Here is a 16,074-nt window from a genome sequence, read left to right on the forward strand (position 1 = left end):
AAAGTAGACGACAATGTACCACGCAATCGTTTTCCTGCCGCTCGTCGGCTTCCTCATCGCAGGCCTCCTAGGACGCGTCATCGGCGCCCGTCCGAGCGAGATCATCACCACGGCTCTGCTATTCGTGTCGGCGGTTCTCTCCTGGGTGGCCTTCATCCATGTTGGCTTCGGCGAAGAGCCGATGATCCGTGTGCAGGTGGCCCAGTGGATGTCCGTCGGTGACCTTCAGGTCGATTGGGCGTTCCGGATCGACACGCTCACCGCCATGATGCTTGTGGTGGTCAACACTGTATCGGCGCTCGTGCACCTCTACTCCATCGGCTACATGCACGAGGATCCGCACCGTCCGCGCTTCTTTGCCTATCTGTCGCTCTTCACCTTCGCCATGCTCATGCTGGTGACGGCGGACAACCTGGTCCAGATGTTCTTCGGCTGGGAAGGCGTGGGCCTGGCGAGCTATCTGCTCATCGGCTTCTGGTACAAGAAGGACTCGGCCAACGCGGCGGCCATGAAGGCCTTCATCGTCAACCGCGTCGGTGACTTCGGGTTCCTGCTCGGCATCTTCACGATCTTCGTACTGTTCAACGGCGTCACTTTCGATGCTATCTTCCCGCGCGTTGGCGAGTTCGCCAATGCCCGCTTCACCTTCCTCGGCATCGAGTGGCACGCTCTGACGATCACCTGCCTGCTGCTCTTCATGGGCGCCATGGGTAAGTCGGCGCAGTTCCTGCTGCACACTTGGCTGCCGGACGCGATGGAAGGCCCGACGCCGGTCTCCGCACTCATCCACGCTGCCACCATGGTGACCGCCGGCGTATTCATGGTCGCGCGCCTGTCACCGGTCTTCGAATATGCGCCTGCCGCCCTGACGGTCGTGACCGTGATCGGCGGCATCACGGCCTTTTTCGCCGCGACTGTGGGTCTCGTGCAGAACGACATCAAGCGCGTGATCGCGTATTCGACCTGCTCGCAGCTCGGCTACATGTTCGTGGCGCTCGGCGTCGGCGCGTACAGCGCCGGTATGTTCCATCTCTTCACACACGCCTTCTTCAAGGCGCTTCTCTTCTTGGGCGCGGGCTCGGTGATCCATGCCATGCACCACGAGCAGGACATGAGGAACATGGGCAACCTGCGCCGCTACATCCCGCTCACCACGGCGATGATGGCGATCGGTACGCTCGCGCTCACCGGCTTCCCGTTCACGGCAGGCTACTACTCCAAGGACGCGATCATCGAAGCGGCTTACGCCTCCCATAGCGCGGCCGGCTCCTTCGCCTTCCTGGCGACGGTGATCGCAGCCTTCATGACCTCGTTCTATTCCTGGCGCCTGTTCTTCATGACCTTTGAGGGCAATGCGCGTTGGGGTGCCTCGCATCATCATGCTCCGAGCGACCACGAGGGCGTTGAGCACGACGAGCGCGGCCATGACGTGGAGCCCGCCGGCCACGCGGATCACGAGCACGGCCACCACGGCCATGGGGCTCACACCCCCCACGAGAGCCCGCTGGTGATGGTGCTGCCGCTCATCGTGCTGGCTATCGGTGCCGTCGTTGCCGGTATCGTCTTCCACGATGCGTTCCTAGGCGAGGGCCATCAGGAGTTCTGGAAGGGTGCGCTCTTCACGGGCCCGAACAACCACATCCTCGAGGAGATGCATCATCTGCCGGGCTGGGTGCCGTTGCTCCCGACCGTGATGATGATCCTCGGCTTCGTGCTCGCGTATTACATGTACATCGTCGACGCCAAGCAGCCGGCGCGTCTCGCGGCGGATCATCCGATCCTGTACCGCTTCCTGCTCAACAAGTGGTACTTCGACGAACTCTACGACGCGATCTTCGTGCGTCCCGCCATGGCCATCGGCCGCTTCTTCTGGCGCACGGGCGATCAGAAGATCATCGACGGGCTGGGGCCTGACGGGATCTCGGCCCGGGTGCTCGACGTGACGCGCGGCGCAGTGCGGTTGCAGTCCGGCTACGTCTATCACTACGCGTTCGCAATGCTGATCGGCGTTGCGGCTCTCGTGACCTTCTATCTCTTCAGGGGAGCCCACTAATGCTCGGCTTCGGCATCCTCTCCGGTCTTCTCATCCTCCCGCTGGTCGGTGCGGCCTTTATCCTGACGCTGCGCGGCGACAGCGAGGCGACCCGCTCCAACGCACGCTGGGCGGCGCTTGCCACCACGCTCGCGACCTTCGTCCTCTCGCTCGTGGCCTGGGGCCGCTTCGACACGGCGACCGCCAGCTTCCAGCTGGTCGAGAGCCACGCCTGGCTGACGGAAACCATCCGCTACAAGCTCGGCGTCGACGGCTTCTCCATGCCGCTCATCCTGCTCACCACGTTCCTGATGCCGTTCTGCATCCTCGCTTCGTGGGAATCCATCGGGCACCGGGTGAAGGAATACTACGTCGCTTTCCTCGTCCTCGAGACCACTATGATCGGCGTGTTCTGCGCGCTCGATCTCGTGCTCTTCTACCTGTTCTTCGAGGCGGGCCTCATTCCGATGTTCCTCATCATCGGCATCTGGGGCGGCAAGCGGCGCATCTACGCCAGCTTCAAGTTCTTCCTCTATACGCTGCTCGGCTCCGTGCTGATGCTGCTCGCCATCATGGCCATGTACTGGCAGGCGGGCACCACGGACATCCCGACGCTGCTCGCGTTCAAGTTCCCGTACAACCTGCAGATCTGGCTGTGGCTGGCCTTCTTCGCCTCCTTCGCAGTGAAGATGCCCATGTGGCCGGTCCATACCTGGCTGCCTGACGCGCACGTGGAAGCGCCGACGGCCGGTTCCGTGATCCTGGCAGGCGTGCTCCTGAAGATGGGCGGCTACGGCTTCATCCGAGTGTCGCTGCCGATGTTCCCCGACGCCTCGGTGTATTTCTCAGCCCTGGTCTTCGCCCTCTCGATCATCGCGATCGTCTATACCTCGCTGGTCGCCCTGATGCAGGAGGACATCAAGAAGCTCATCGCCTATTCGTCGGTGGCGCATATGGGCTTCGTGACCATGGGTCTGTTCAGTATGAACGAGCAGGGCATCCAGGGCGCCATGTTCACTATGATCTCCCACGGCCTGGTCTCCGGCGCGCTGTTCCTTGGCGTCGGCGTGATTTACGACCGGATGCACACCCGTGAGATCAAGGCCTATGGCGGCCTCGTGAACCGCATGCCCATGTATGCGGTGGTGTTCATGATCCTCACCATGGCCAATGTGGCGCTTCCGGGCACTTCGGGCTTCATCGGCGAGTTCCTGACCCTCATGGGCGCGTTCCGCTCCAACACCTGGGTGGCGTTCTTCGCCGCTACGGGCGTGATCCTCTCGGCGGCCTATGCGCTCTGGCTCTACCGCCGCGTCGTCTACGGAGAGCTGGACAAGCCCGCGCTCCAGACCATTACGGATCTGAACCGTCGCGAGATGATCATCTTCGCGCCGCTCATCCTGCTGATCATCTATTATGGCGTGCAGCCCGGCCCGATCCTCGACGCCTTCGCGGTGCCGACGGATCAGCTCCTGAAGGGCGTCCAAGCCGCGCTCTCCACCGTTAAAACGGCGGCTCTCACCGCACACTGAGGTCATGATGAACCCCGTCCTCACCATTCCCGCTTTCGGCCCCGTGCTGCCGGAGATCATCCTGGCAGCGGGCGCTCTCGTCCTGGTTCTCTTCGGTGCGATCCGCGGAGAGCGCTCCGGGGAGGGCATGAACATCATCGCCCTCGCGCTTCTGGCTGTCGCCTTCGTGGCGGTGCTGATGCTGCCCGGCGAGCGCGTCGAGACCATGAACGGCTCCTTCGTGATCGACGGCTTCGCCAAATTCATGAAGTCGCTTACCCTTGTCGCCTCGGCAGGTGGTGTCATCCTCTCCATGGATTACATGCGCCGCGAGGGCATCAGCCGCTTCGAGTACCCGATCCTGATCGTGCTCTCGACACTCGGCATGCTGATGGTGATCTCGGCGAACGACCTGATCGCCCTCTATCTCGGCCTCGAGTTGCTCAGCCTCTCGTCGTACGTGATCGCAGCCTTCGACCGCGACAACGTGCGTTCGACGGAAGCGGGCCTGAAGTATTTCGTGCTGGGCTCGCTGTCCTCGGGCATGCTGCTCTATGGTGCGTCGCTGGTCTATGGCTTCACCGGCAACGTGTCGTTCCCGGCGATTGCCGGCGTGCTGCAGGGTCAAGTAGGCATTGGCGCAGTCATCGGCATTGTGTTCGTCGCTGCCGGTATCGCGTTCAAGATCTCTGCCGTGCCGTTCCACATGTGGACGCCGGACGTGTACGAAGGCTCGCCGACCCCGGTGACCGCCTTCTTCGCCGCCGCTCCCAAGATGGCCGGCATGGCCATGGCCACCCGCGTGTTCATCGATGCCTTCCCGAACATCGTCGGCCAGTGGCAGCAGATCATCGTCTTCATCTCCATCGCCTCAATGGCGCTGGGTTCGTTCGCCGCCATCGGCCAGCGCAACCTCAAGCGACTGATGGCCTATTCGTCCATCGGCAACGTGGGCTATGCGCTGATCGGCCTTGCCGCTGGAACGGTCGAGGGAATTCAGGGCGTCGTCGTCTATATGGCGATCTATCTCGCCATGACGCTCGGCGCCTTTGCCGTCATCCTCGGCCTTCGCCGCGGCAAGGTGATGTTCGAGAACATCGAGGATCTGTCGGGCCTTGCCCGCACGCATCCGGTCCTGGCCTTCTGCCTCGCGATGATGATGTTCTCGCTCGCGGGCATTCCGCCCCTCGCCGGCTTCTTCGCGAAGTTCGCGGTGTTCAACGCGGCCATCAACGCCAACCTCGTGGCGCTTGCCATCATCGGCGTCGTGACCAGCGTGATCGGCGCTTACTATTACCTTCGCATTGTGAAGGTCATGTACTTCGATGAGCCCGCTGCGGCCTATGACACGATGCCTGCCGGAGTGAAGCTGGTGCTGGCCCTCTCCAGCATCTTCGTGGTGCTGTTCGGCATCGTTCCGGCTCCGCTTGTTGCGGCTGCGGGCGCCGCTGCGCGCTCCCTCTTCTGATGGTGAATCTGTCGCCGGAAGCCGAGGCCGCCGGTTATCGGCTGATCGCGCTCGAGGCGACAGAATCGACCAACGACGACGCGCTCCGGGCTGCGCGCTCCGGCGATCCTGGGCAGCTTTGGATCGTGGCGGGGGAGCAGCACGCGGGCAGGGGGCGGCATGGCCGGCAATGGTCGTCGCCCCCGGGCAATCTCTACACCAGCCTTCTGCTGATCGACCCCTGCGAGCCGCAGCACGCGCCTCAGCTCGGCTTCGTCGCCGGGCTCGCCTTGCACGAGGCGATCGAGGCGGTGACGGGCGTGGGCGCACTGCGTCTTTCTCTCAAGTGGCCGAACGATCTGTTGCTCGACAGAGCAAAGGTGTCCGGCCTGCTCCTCGAAGGCCACAGGCTCCAGGGCAATGGGCCGCTTGCGATCATCATCGGCATGGGCGTGAACGTGGCCTTTGCCCCAACCGGCACGCCGTATCCGGCCAAAGCCTTGCAAAGCGTGAGGCCCGGATTGACACGTCAGCATGTGTTCCGGGCTCTGTCCGCAAGCTTTGCCCAAACCTTTTCTGCTTGGCGCAATGCGGCGCGCATGAACGCCGCCGACCCGTTTGGGCCCATCCGGCGGCTCTGGCTGGAGCGGGCGGCAGGGTTAGGGCAGGAGGTGACCCTTCGCCTTCCATCCGGCGAGAGGCGCGGTATCTTCGAAGGACTCGATCGGTTCGGCCGCCTGCAGCTGAAATCAGTCTCAGGCGTGGAACTCATCGATGCAGGCGACCTTTATTTTCCTCATTTGCTGCATGATATAGCCAAGCCCTAGAGCTGGCATGACAAGGTCTCAATCAGGTATGGCATCCTCCCAGGACGATTTGGTGTTTCTGCCCCTCGGCGGGCTCGGCGAAATCGGCATGAACGCCGCCCTCTACGGCTTCGGACCAGAGACGGACCGGCAGTGGATCCTTGTCGATTGCGGCATGGGCTTCGGCGGCGAGGAGCAGCTTCCAGGGATCGACCTCGTCTATCCCGACCTTCGCTTCATCGAGGAAGAGCGTCATAACCTGCTGGGCATCTTCATCACCCATGCGCATGAGGATCACATCGGCGCGCTGGTCGAGATGTGGCCGCGCCTGCGCGTGCCGGTCTATGCCACGAAGTTCGCCATCGGCCTTCTGGAAACCCGTCGCCTGTCTGAACCCGATGCGCCGAAGATCGAACTCAACGAGATCGCGCCCGGCCAGCGCCTGAAGCTCGGCGCCTTCGACATCGAGTACGTGCCCGTCGCCCACTCGATTCCGGAATCGAATGCGCTCGCCATCCGCACACCACACGGTCTCGTCGTGCACACCGGCGACTGGAAGCTCGATCCGACGCCCTATCTCGGCAGTCTCACCTCGGAAGAGACCTTCCGCAAGCTAGGTGAGGAGGGCGTCCTCGCCCTCGTCTGTGATTCCACCAACGTGGTGCGCGAGGGCACGAGCCCGAGCGAAGCCGATGTGGCCAGGAACCTCGCCGCTCTCATCAAGGACGCGCCGCATCGCGTCGCCATCACGACCTTCGCCTCCAACGTCGCCCGCATCCGCTCGGTGGCGGAAGCGGCGCGCGAGTGCGGGCGTGACGTGGTGGTGGTTGGCCGCGCCATGGATCGCGTCGTCGATGTGGCGCGTGAATGCGGCTATCTCGACGATCTGCCGGAATTCCATTCGGCTGAAAACTTCGGCTACATGCCCCGCGACAAGGTGGTGGCCGTTCTCACGGGCTCACAGGGCGAGCCGCGCGCAGCGCTCGCGCGGATTGCCTTCGACGAGCACCCGGACATTGCGTTGTCCGCGGGCGACCGCGTGATTTTCTCGTCCCGCGCCATTCCCGGCAACGAAAAGGCTGTCGGCTCCATCATCAACAGCCTGATCGAGCAGGGCATCGAGGTTATCACCGACCGCACGGAACTGGTTCATGTCTCGGGCCATCCGCGCCGAGGTGAGCTTGTCCAGATGTATGAATGGACAAGGCCGCGCATCGCTATCCCCGCCCATGGCGAGCCGCTGCATCTGGCCGAGCACGCCAAGTTCGCGCGCCAGCAGGGCGTGCCGGAAGTGGTGCGCGCGAAGAACGGCACTCTCGTGCGCCTGGCTCCCGGGAAGGCGGAGATCGTCGACAATATTCCGGCGGGCCGCGTCTACAAGGACGGCAACATCGTCATCCCGTCCGGCGAGCGCGCCTTGCCGGAGCGCCGCAAGCTCGCCTTCGCGGGTATCGTGACAGTGGCGATTGCCATTGATGACCGAGGCGAGATCGCGGGCGATCCTGTGGTGGATGCCATGGGGCTTCCTGAGAAGAACCGACAGGGCCGCGATCTGACCGATATCATTGCCGACACGGTGGCTAATACGCTCGATGGGCTCTCGAAAGCCAAGCGCCGCGATCCGGATGCTGTCGAGAACGCTGTCCACCGGGCCGTGCGCGCTGCCGTGAACCAGGAATGGGGCAAGAAGCCGGCCTGTCATGTCCTCGTGATCGAAGTATAAGGCGGCCAAGGTTAATTCCTTAGGAAAGGGGGCAACATGCTCGGTCGCTTGAACCACGTCGCCATTGCTGTCCGCGATATCGCGGCGGCCTCAAAGCTCTATCGCGGCACGCTCGGGGCCGAGGTGTCCGAGCCGGAGGCGCTTGCGGAGCACGGGGTAACGGTCGTGTTCATCACACTGCCAAACACCAAGATCGAGCTTCTGGAGCCCCTCGGCCCAGATTCGCCGATCGCCAAGTTCCTGGAGAAGAACCCCGACGGTGGCATCCATCATATCTGTTATGAGGTGGAGGATATTCTCGCTGCGCGGGACCGGCTTTTGAATTCCGGGGCCAGGGTGCTGGGTTCGGGCGCGCCAAAGATCGGGGCCCATGGCAAGCCGGTGCTTTTCCTTCATCCGAAGGACTTCAACGGAACCCTCATCGAACTTGAGCAAGCCTGAGGATCAACTGTTGATAAGACTTGTAAAAGCTCTCGCGGCCTCGTTCTGGTCCACGCTCGCCGTGGTGGTGGTCATTTCGGCCATTGCCGTCGCCATCGTCGTGAACGCCTTCGGCCTGCGCGTGACCGGAGGGCTCGCTATTTACTTCGTGATCTGGTGGATCCTGCTCTTCGCCGTGCTGCCCTTCGGCGTCCGCAGCCAAGTGGAAAGCGGGGAGGTGACCACCGGCACCGAGCCGGGTGCTCCCTCGGCCCCCGGCCTTCAGGAAAAGGCGATTTGGACCACCCTGGTTGCCTCCGTGGTCCTGGTGATCGTGGCGGCCGTGTTCCCGTTGGCGGGACTTTAAAAATTCCAGCTCTCAGGGTTTTCCTCGTCATGCCCGGGCCTGTCCCGGGCATCAACGCTTCTGGTGCATGATGGGAAGAGAACGTGAATGGCCGCAACAGGTGCGGTCATGACGGCATAGAGCCCTTGAAAAGGAGCGAAACAAAAAGAAAAAGCAAGGCTTTCGCCTTGCCTGAACTGCCTTTTGGCGTTGTTTAGATCCCTGGCTTTTTGGCGCCGGCTTGGCGCTAGGGGATCGCGTTCCTCCCGAAACTCGGACCGCAGCCTCTGCCTCTTTGAAGGTCTGAGACGTTAGCTGCTCGTTTATAAGTGACTTACCTTACGTTGTCATCTTTTTTAGGCACCCTGTGATGCATTTTGCGACACTTGTTGTATCAATCTTTGGTCTAATCCATTGCGTCGCAGGCCAGGACAGGCAATGGCCGCTTGTCTTTTCGCCATGGCCTGTGTTGTGTGCTGGAAACGAGTCGTGACTCACTGTCCCATTCCTGACCGAGACTGAAGGCGTCCTATGCGTTTGAGCCGCTATTTCCTCCCCATTCTCCGCGAGACGCCGAAAGAGGCGGAGATCGTCTCCCACCGCCTGATGCTGCGGGCTGGCCTGATCCGCCAGGAGGCCGCAGGCATCTATGCCTGGCTGCCGCTAGGTCTGAAAGTGCTCAACAAGGTCAACGCCATTGTTCGCGAGGAGCAGAACCGCTCCGGTGCCATCGAACTGTTGATGCCCACAATTCAGTCGGCGGACCTGTGGCGTGAGTCGGGCCGCTACGATGCCTATGGCAAGGAGATGCTGCGCATCCAGGACCGCCACGAGCGCGAGATGCTCTTCGGTCCAACGAATGAGGAAATGATCACCGAGATCTTCCGGGGCTACGTGCGTTCCTACAAGGACCTGCCGCTGAACCTTTATCACATCCAGTGGAAGTTCCGTGACGAGGTGCGCCCGCGCTTCGGCGTCATGCGCTCGCGCGAGTTCCTGATGAAGGACGCATACTCCTTCGACCTGGATCAGGCCGGAGCCGTCCATTCCTACAACAAGATGTTCGTCGCCTATCTTCGCACCTTCGCCCGCATGGGCCTGAAGGCGATTCCGATGCGCGCCGATACCGGCCCTATCGGCGGCAACCTGAGTCACGAGTTCATCATTCTCGCCTCCACCGGCGAGAGCGAGGTGTTCTGCCACTCGGATTATCTCAACTACGAGATCCCGCCGGCCGACACGAATTTCGACGACATTCCGGGTCTCCAGAGCACCGTCGACAAGTGGACGTCGCTCTATGCCGCGACTTCGGAAATGCACGATGCGGCGGCCTTCGATGCCGTTCCCGCTGACAAGAAGATGTCCGCGCGCGGCATCGAGGTGGGCCACATCTTCTATTTCGGCACCAAGTATTCCGAGCCAATGGGCGCGAAGGTGATGGGGCCGGACGGGCAGGAGAAGTCGGTCCATATGGGTTCATACGGCATCGGCCCGAGCCGTCTCATCGCCGCCATCATCGAGGCGAGCCACGACGAGAACGGCATCATCTGGCCGGAGGCCGTGGCGCCGTTCGATGTGGCGATCCTGAACCTGAAGGTCGGCGATTCCGGCACGGATGCGGCAAGCGAGCGGCTCTACCGCGAACTCTCCGCCGCCGGTCGCGACGTCCTCTACGATGATCGCGACGAGCGTCCGGGCGGAAAGTTCGCCACCGCCGACCTCATCGGCGTTCCGTGGCAGGTGCTGATCGGCCCGAAGAGCCTCGCCGAGGGCAAGGTGGAGCTGAAAAACCGCGCTACCGGCGAGCGTGAGCTTTTGTCAGTCGATGATGTGGCGGCGCGGCTGACGGCACATAAATAAGCGTCCATGGCCAAAGAAGCACCGACCGGAACCAAGCCTTTCTCGCTCTTCGAGTGGATGCTCGCCGGGCGTTACCTACGCACGCGGCGGCGGGAAGGGTTTGTTTCGGTTATCGCGGGCTTCTCGTTCCTCGGCATCATGCTGGGTGTCGCGACGCTCATCGTGGTGCTCTCGGTCATGAACGGGTTCCGCAAGGAGCTGCTCGACAAGATCGTGGGCATCAACGGCCACATCTTCGTGGCGCCCATCGAAAGGCCGTTGACCGATTATCCGGAAGTGTCGGCGCGTATTGCCGCCGTTCCCGGCGTGAAGCGGGCGATCCCGCTCGTGGAAGGCCAGGCCTTCGGCTCCTCGCAATACAACGGCAGCGGTGTGCTGGTGCGCGGCATTCGCTCGAACGACCTGCGCCAGATCGAGCATATCGCCGGCAATCTCCGCCAGGGCTCGCTCGACAATTTCGACGAAGGCGAGGGCGTCGCTATCGGCCGTCGCCTTGCGGAGGCCTTGTCCATCCAGGCGGGCGATACGCTGACGCTGATCACCCCGCGGGGCGCCGCGACGCCTTTCGGCACCGCGCCACGCGTGAAGGGCTATCCGGTCAAGGCCGTGTTCGAGATCGGCATGTCGGAGTTCGACTCCACCTTCGTCTTCATGCCGCTCACCGAGGCGCAGAATTACTTCAACCGCCAGGGCGACGTGCAGCTGATCGAGGTCTATCTCAACGACGCCGACAAGGTGGACGAAGCTCGCGCCGCCATCGAAGAGGCCGCAGGCCGGCCTGTTCTGATGACCGATTGGCGGCAGCGCAACCGCACCTTCTTCGGCGCGCTGGAGGTGGAGCGGAACGTGATGTTCCTGATCCTTACGCTGATCGTGCTGGTGGCGGCGCTGAACATCATCTCCGGGCTCATCATGCTCGTGAAGGACAAGTCGAGCGACATCGCGATCCTGCGCACCATGGGTGCGACACGCGGCGCGATCATGCGCATCTTCCTGATCACGGGCGCATCGATCGGTATTGTCGGCACGATTGCGGGTTTCGGGCTGGGACTGCTTCTGGCACTCAATGTCGAGACCATCCGCGATTTCATCTCGACGCTCACGAACACCAATCTCTTCCCTGCGGAACTCTATTTCCTGAGCCGCCTGCCGGCCGAAGTGAATCCGACCGAAGTCGCCACCATTCTCATCATGGCGATGGTTCTATCGCTCTTGGCGACCCTCTATCCCTCATGGCGGGCTGCGAAGCTCGATCCCGTCGAAGCGTTGCGTTACGGTTAGATATGGCGTCCGGACAAACTCAGCCCGCTCTCCACCTGTCCCAAGTCGAACGTCGCTATCCCCAGGGAGACACCTTCCTGGAGGTGCTGCGCGGGGCGGAGCTTGCCATCTGGCCGGGCGAAATCGTGGCCCTCATCGCGCCTTCCGGCACGGGTAAATCGACGCTTCTGCATGTGGCGGGCCTTCTCGAGAAGCCTGATGGCGGCGAGGTCTATGTGGGCGGCAAGCCCACATCGCACATGAACGATCAGGAGCGCACGCGCATCCGCCGTGAGGAGCTCGGCTTCGTTTATCAGTTCCATCACCTGCTGCCCGAGCTGTCGGCCCTCGAGAATGTGGTGATCCCACAGCTCATTCGCGGCCTGTCGAAGCCGGAGGCCGAAGACCGGGCGAGCCAGCTCCTGACCTTCCTTGGATTGGGCAAGCGCCTCAAGCACCGTCCTGGTGAACTTTCAGGCGGTGAGCAGCAGCGCGTGGCGATTGCCCGTGCGGTTGCCAATGCGCCGCGCCTCCTTCTGGCCGACGAGCCCACCGGCAATCTCGACCCGCACACCTCGGATCGGGTGTTCCAGACGCTCGTCGCCATCGTGCGGGCTTCACGACTGGCGGCACTCATCGCCACGCACAACATGGACTTGGCCGCCCGCATGGACCGGCGCGTGACCATCCGCGACGGGCTGATCGTCCAGCTCCCTTAAGCGGTTCTTCACAGCTTCCCACAGCCTGACGGACCCTAGGCCATCCGAGGGCACGCCTTCGCGTGCCTTAAGGCTTTGTTGACTCCGTCCTAACGGACCTATTCACAGCCGCTTTACAGGGAACAACCAACGAACATAATTGAACACATAGAGAACACGGAGATCAAACATGCTTCGCATCATCCTCGAAACCGCCGCTGAAATCACCTCTCTCGTCATGTTCGGATCGGCCGTGGCAATCTGGGCTCTGGTTCTCGCACCGGTCGCCTGATACCCCGCAATCCACAAAGATCCACGGGATTCACAGGAAGGTAGTCCTTCCCAAGCCCCGTTAGACATCCAGGGGCAAGAATCGTGGCAGTATGCGCGCCATTCGTTGAGTAGAGTTTCATGGCGCGCATTCTTCAAGACATCGGCTTCGTCCACCTTCACGTGCACTCCTCGTACTCGCTGCTTGAGGGAGCGCTGAAGATCGCGCAGTTGCAGAAGCTCGCCGCTGCCGACAAGCAGCCCGCGCTGGCGCTCACGGACACCAACAACCTTTTCGGCGCGCTCGAGTTCTCGGAGAAGATGGCCGGTTCCGGCATTCAACCGATTGCCGGCGTGCAGCTCTCGGTCTGCTTCGAGGAGGCCGACCCCGTCGCCCGAGTGGTGCCGGTGCCTTCCAATATCGTGCTGCTCGCGCAGACGGAGGAGGGCTACCGCAACCTCATGCGCTTGGTGAGCCAGGCCTATTTCGGCGTGCCGCTCGGCGAAGAGCCGCGCGTCGCCGCGCCCATTCTTGAAAAGCATAGCGAGGGCCTCATCGCGCTCACCGGCGGCTTCACAGGGCCGCTCGATTGCGCGCTTCGCAACGGCGGTCGCCAAGAATTGGCGCAGGCGCGCCTCAATATTCTGAAGAACGCCTTCGGCCACCAGCTTTATGTGGAGATCCAGCGCCACGACCTTGATGAGCAGCGGATGGTGGAGGGCGAGCTGATTGGGCTTGCCGACCGCAACGGTCTGCCGATCGTCGCCGCCAACGAGCCGTTCTTCGCCTCGCCGAAAGATTACGAGGCGCATGACGCGCTGCTCGCCATTGCGGAAGGCCAGATCGTCTCCAACGATGACCGCCGCCGTCTCTCGCCGGACCATTACTTCAAAACACGTCAGCAGATGATGGAGCTGTTCTTCGATCTGCCGGATGCGCTGAATGCCAGTGTTGAAATCGCCATGCGTTGCGCAACGCGCGTACGAACCCGCAAGCCCATCCTGCCGAATTTCGGCACGGGTCCCGATGCTGCGGCTCTCGACGAAGGTGCGGAGCTGCAGCGTCAGGCCGAGGAGGGGCTCGCCAAGCGCCTCGCCGCGCACGGCCCCGCGCCGGGCCTGACCGAGCAGGACTATCACGACCGTCTTGCGTTCGAAATCAGCATCATCCGCAAGATGAAGTTCCCCGGCTACTTCCTGATCGTGTCGGACTTCATCAAATGGGCGAAGGATCACGACATTCCGGTTGGCCCGGGCCGTGGCTCGGGCGCGGGCTCATTGGTCGCTTACGCGCTCACCATCACCGATCTCGATCCGCTGCGATTCAGCCTGCTGTTCGAGCGTTTCCTGAATCCCGAACGCGTGTCGATGCCCGACTTCGATATCGACTTCTGCGTCGATAACCGCGAACGCGTGATCGAGTACGTGCAGAAGCGCTACGGTGAGGAGCAGGTCGCGCAGATCATCACCTTCGGTACGCTTCTCGCGCGCGGCGTCATGCGCGACGTGGGCCGCGTGCTCGAAATGCCCTACGGCCAGGTGGACAAGCTCACGAAGCTCGTGCCGCAGAATCCAGCCAATCCCGTCACACTGGCGCAGGCCATCGAAGGCGAGCCGAAGCTGCAGGCCGCCATCGAGGAAGAGCCCGTCGTCAAGCGCATGCTTGACATCGCGCAGAAGCTCGAAGGCCTCCACCGCCATGCGTCGACACACGCCGCAGGCGTCGTGATCGGCGATCGCCCGCTGCAGGAGCTGGTGCCGCTCTACCGAGACCCGAAAACCGGCATGCGCGTGACCCAGTTCAACATGAAGTGGGTCGAGCAGGCCGGCCTTGTGAAGTTCGACTTCCTGGGTCTGAAAACGCTCACCGTGCTGCGCACGGCGGTTGATCTAATCAAGCGCAAAGGCATCCACATCGATCTGTCGGCGCTGCCGCTCGATGACCGTAAAACCTACGAGATGCTCCGGCGCGGCGAAACGGTCGGCGTGTTCCAGGTGGAATCGGTCGGCATGCGAAAAGCGCTCGTCGAAATGGAAACTGACCGTTTCGAGGACATCATCGCCCTCGTGGCGCTCTACCGGCCGGGCCCGATGGCGAACATCCCGGTCTATTGCGCGCGCAAGCTCGGTAAGGACGAGCACAACAAGAAGGATTGGTATCCCCACGACAAGCTGGAGCCGATCTTACGCGAAACCTTCGGCATCATCGTCTACCAAGAGCAGGTGATGGAGGTGGCCAAAGTCCTCGCCGGCTACTCGCTTGGCGATGCAGATCTTCTGCGCCGTGCCATGGGTAAGAAGATCAAGGCCGAGATGGACGCGCAGCGCGAGCGCTTCGTATCGGGCGCGGCTAAGGGCGGCCTTGAGAAGGCGAAGGCCAACGAGATCTTCGACCTGCTCGCGAAGTTCGCGGATTACGGCTTCAACAAGAGTCACGCGGCGGCCTACGCTCTCGTCGCGTTCCAGACCGCTTATCTGAAGGCGAACTTCCCGGTCGAGTTCATCGCCGCGTCAATGACGCTTGATCTTGACAACACCGACAAGCTCTCCGAATTCCGCCGCGAGGCCCAGCGCCTCGGCTTCAAGGTGATCCCGCCTTCCATCAACCGCTCGGGCGTGGTGTTCGACGTGGTCTACGACGAGGAGGGCAAGGGCTCGATCCTTTATGCGCTCGCCGCCGTGAAAGGTGTGGGCCGCCAAGCCATCGAGGCTGTGGTGGAGGCGCGGGGGGATGAGCCCTTCAAGGACCTCGCGGATTTCGCGCGCCGCATCAATCCGCGAGCGCTGAACAAGCGTACCATCGAAAACCTGATCGCCGCCGGTGCTTTTGACGAACTGGAGCCGGACCGGGCGAAGGCCTGCGCCTCCATCGACGCCATGATGAGCCTCGCCCAGCAGGCTCATGAGGCGGCCAACGGCGGCATGATCGATATGTTCGGCGGCATGAACGCGGCGGATGTGCAGCTGCGCATTCCCGCTTACGAGCCCTGGCCCTCGGCCGAGCGCCTGCAGCGGGAATACGATGCCGTCGGCTTCTTCCTCTCCGGTCATCCGCTCGATGAGTACGGCGATCTTCTGCAGAAACTGCGCGTGCAGACCTGGGTCGATTTCTGCCGCTCCGTGAAGGCGGGCAACTCGGTCGGTAAGGTCGCGGCCACCGTGCTCGACCGGCAGGAGCGGCGCACCAAGACCGGCAACAAGATGGGCATTCTCACCCTCTCCGATCAGACCGGGCAGTTCGAGGCCATCATCTTCTCCGAGGGCTTGATGCGCTATCGCGATACGCTCGAGCCCGGCACCGCCGTGTTGCTCATGCTCCAGGCGGGTGTCGAGGGCGAAGAGGTGAGGGCGCGCATCGGCACTGCCGAGCCCTTGGAAGAGGCCATCGCCAAGCACCAGAAGGGCATGCGCATCTTCCTGCGCGACGAGCGCCCCATCTCCAGCGTCTACGAGCGCCTGAGGGCGAAAGGCGAGGGCGAGGTCTCGCTGGTCCTCATCCTTGACCAGGGCGACCGAGAGGTTGAGGTGAAGCTCCCCGGCAAGTACATGGCGACCCCGCAGATCGCAGGCGCTCTCCGCGCCGTTCCTGGGGTGGTGGATGTGCAGATGAGCTAGCGCCAAACCCGATCCGGCAGGAGCCGGATCGGCGGACCTCAAAGCGAAAGTTCCAAGGCAATCTGCTCAATCGGCCCAACGTCTTG

11 protein-coding genes are annotated in these 16,074 nt (G+C 62.5%); all 11 read left to right on the forward strand.

What is annotated here, in order from left to right:
• Positions 1-13: 13 nt before the first annotated feature.
• Complete coding sequence (nuoL, locus tag AA309_RS01350) at positions 14-2,053, forward strand: NADH-quinone oxidoreductase subunit L (protein ID WP_047187181.1); 2,040 nt, start codon at positions 14-16, stop codon at positions 2,051-2,053.
• The gene (locus AA309_RS01355) at positions 2,053-3,564 is read left to right on the forward strand and encodes an NADH-quinone oxidoreductase subunit M (RefSeq protein WP_047187182.1); all 1,512 of its coding nucleotides are present in this window, start codon (positions 2,053-2,055) and stop codon (positions 3,562-3,564) included. Before nuoL ends, AA309_RS01355 begins: the two co-directional genes overlap by 1 nt.
• Before the next feature lie 7 nt (positions 3,565-3,571).
• Positions 3,572-5,011, forward strand: coding sequence for an NADH-quinone oxidoreductase subunit NuoN (nuoN, locus tag AA309_RS01360; protein WP_047187183.1), 1,440 nt, complete (start codon positions 3,572-3,574; stop codon positions 5,009-5,011).
• Entirely contained in the window at positions 5,011-5,817 is an 807-nt protein-coding gene (locus AA309_RS01365) for a biotin--[acetyl-CoA-carboxylase] ligase (RefSeq protein WP_047187184.1), read from the forward strand. The genes nuoN and AA309_RS01365 overlap by 1 nt, the downstream gene beginning before the upstream one ends.
• Before the next feature lie 28 nt (positions 5,818-5,845).
• Positions 5,846-7,519 carry a ribonuclease J gene (locus AA309_RS01370; RefSeq protein ID WP_047187185.1) on the forward strand — a complete coding sequence of 558 codons (1,674 nt, stop codon included), beginning with the start codon at positions 5,846-5,848 and terminating at the stop codon, positions 7,517-7,519.
• A gap of 36 nt (positions 7,520-7,555) precedes the next feature.
• Entirely contained in the window at positions 7,556-7,960 is a 405-nt protein-coding gene (gene mce, locus AA309_RS01375; protein ID WP_047187186.1) for a methylmalonyl-CoA epimerase, read from the forward strand.
• Between the two features lie 10 nt (positions 7,961-7,970).
• On the forward strand, positions 7,971-8,306 hold the full coding sequence (locus AA309_RS01380) for a DUF1467 family protein (protein WP_047187187.1): 336 nt from the start codon (positions 7,971-7,973) through the stop codon (positions 8,304-8,306).
• A gap of 510 nt (positions 8,307-8,816) precedes the next feature.
• Complete coding sequence (gene proS, locus AA309_RS01385) at positions 8,817-10,145, forward strand: proline--tRNA ligase (protein WP_047187188.1); 1,329 nt, start codon at positions 8,817-8,819, stop codon at positions 10,143-10,145.
• Between the two features lie 6 nt (positions 10,146-10,151).
• Positions 10,152-11,426, forward strand: coding sequence for a lipoprotein-releasing ABC transporter permease subunit (locus AA309_RS01390; protein WP_047187189.1), 1,275 nt, complete (start codon positions 10,152-10,154; stop codon positions 11,424-11,426).
• 2 nt (positions 11,427-11,428) lie between these two features.
• Positions 11,429-12,124 (forward strand): ABC transporter ATP-binding protein, encoded by a 696-nt coding sequence (locus AA309_RS01395; RefSeq protein ID WP_047187190.1) that lies wholly within the window; start codon positions 11,429-11,431, stop codon positions 12,122-12,124.
• Between the two features lie 390 nt (positions 12,125-12,514).
• A complete protein-coding gene (gene dnaE, locus AA309_RS01400; protein WP_047187191.1) occupies positions 12,515-15,988 on the forward strand; it encodes a DNA polymerase III subunit alpha in 3,474 nt (1,157 codons plus the stop codon).
• Positions 15,989-16,074: the final 86 nt, after the last annotated feature.

The sequence above is a fragment of the Microvirga vignae genome (assembly GCF_001017175.1).
Lineage (GTDB): Bacteria > Pseudomonadota > Alphaproteobacteria > Rhizobiales > Beijerinckiaceae > Microvirga > Microvirga vignae.

Excerpts from the sequence above, each read along its gene's own strand:
- AA309_RS01370 (WP_047187185.1), top strand. The coding sequence starts at position 5,846 with ATGGCATCCTCCCAGGACGATTTGGTGTTTCTGCCCCTCGGCGGGCTC.
- AA309_RS01390 (WP_047187189.1), top strand. The coding sequence starts at position 10,152 with ATGGCCAAAGAAGCACCGACCGGAACCAAGCCTTTCTCGCTCTTCGAG.
- mce (WP_047187186.1), top strand. The coding sequence starts at position 7,556 with ATGCTCGGTCGCTTGAACCACGTCGCCATTGCTGTCCGCGATATCGCG.
- nuoL (WP_047187181.1), top strand. The coding sequence starts at position 14 with ATGTACCACGCAATCGTTTTCCTGCCGCTCGTCGGCTTCCTCATCGCA.
- AA309_RS01365 (WP_047187184.1), top strand. The coding sequence starts at position 5,011 with ATGGTGAATCTGTCGCCGGAAGCCGAGGCCGCCGGTTATCGGCTGATC.
- proS (WP_047187188.1), top strand. The coding sequence starts at position 8,817 with ATGCGTTTGAGCCGCTATTTCCTCCCCATTCTCCGCGAGACGCCGAAA.
- nuoN (WP_047187183.1), top strand. The coding sequence starts at position 3,572 with ATGAACCCCGTCCTCACCATTCCCGCTTTCGGCCCCGTGCTGCCGGAG.
- dnaE (WP_047187191.1), top strand. The coding sequence starts at position 12,515 with ATGGCGCGCATTCTTCAAGACATCGGCTTCGTCCACCTTCACGTGCAC.
- AA309_RS01355 (WP_047187182.1), top strand. The coding sequence starts at position 2,053 with ATGCTCGGCTTCGGCATCCTCTCCGGTCTTCTCATCCTCCCGCTGGTC.
- AA309_RS01395 (WP_047187190.1), top strand. The coding sequence starts at position 11,429 with ATGGCGTCCGGACAAACTCAGCCCGCTCTCCACCTGTCCCAAGTCGAA.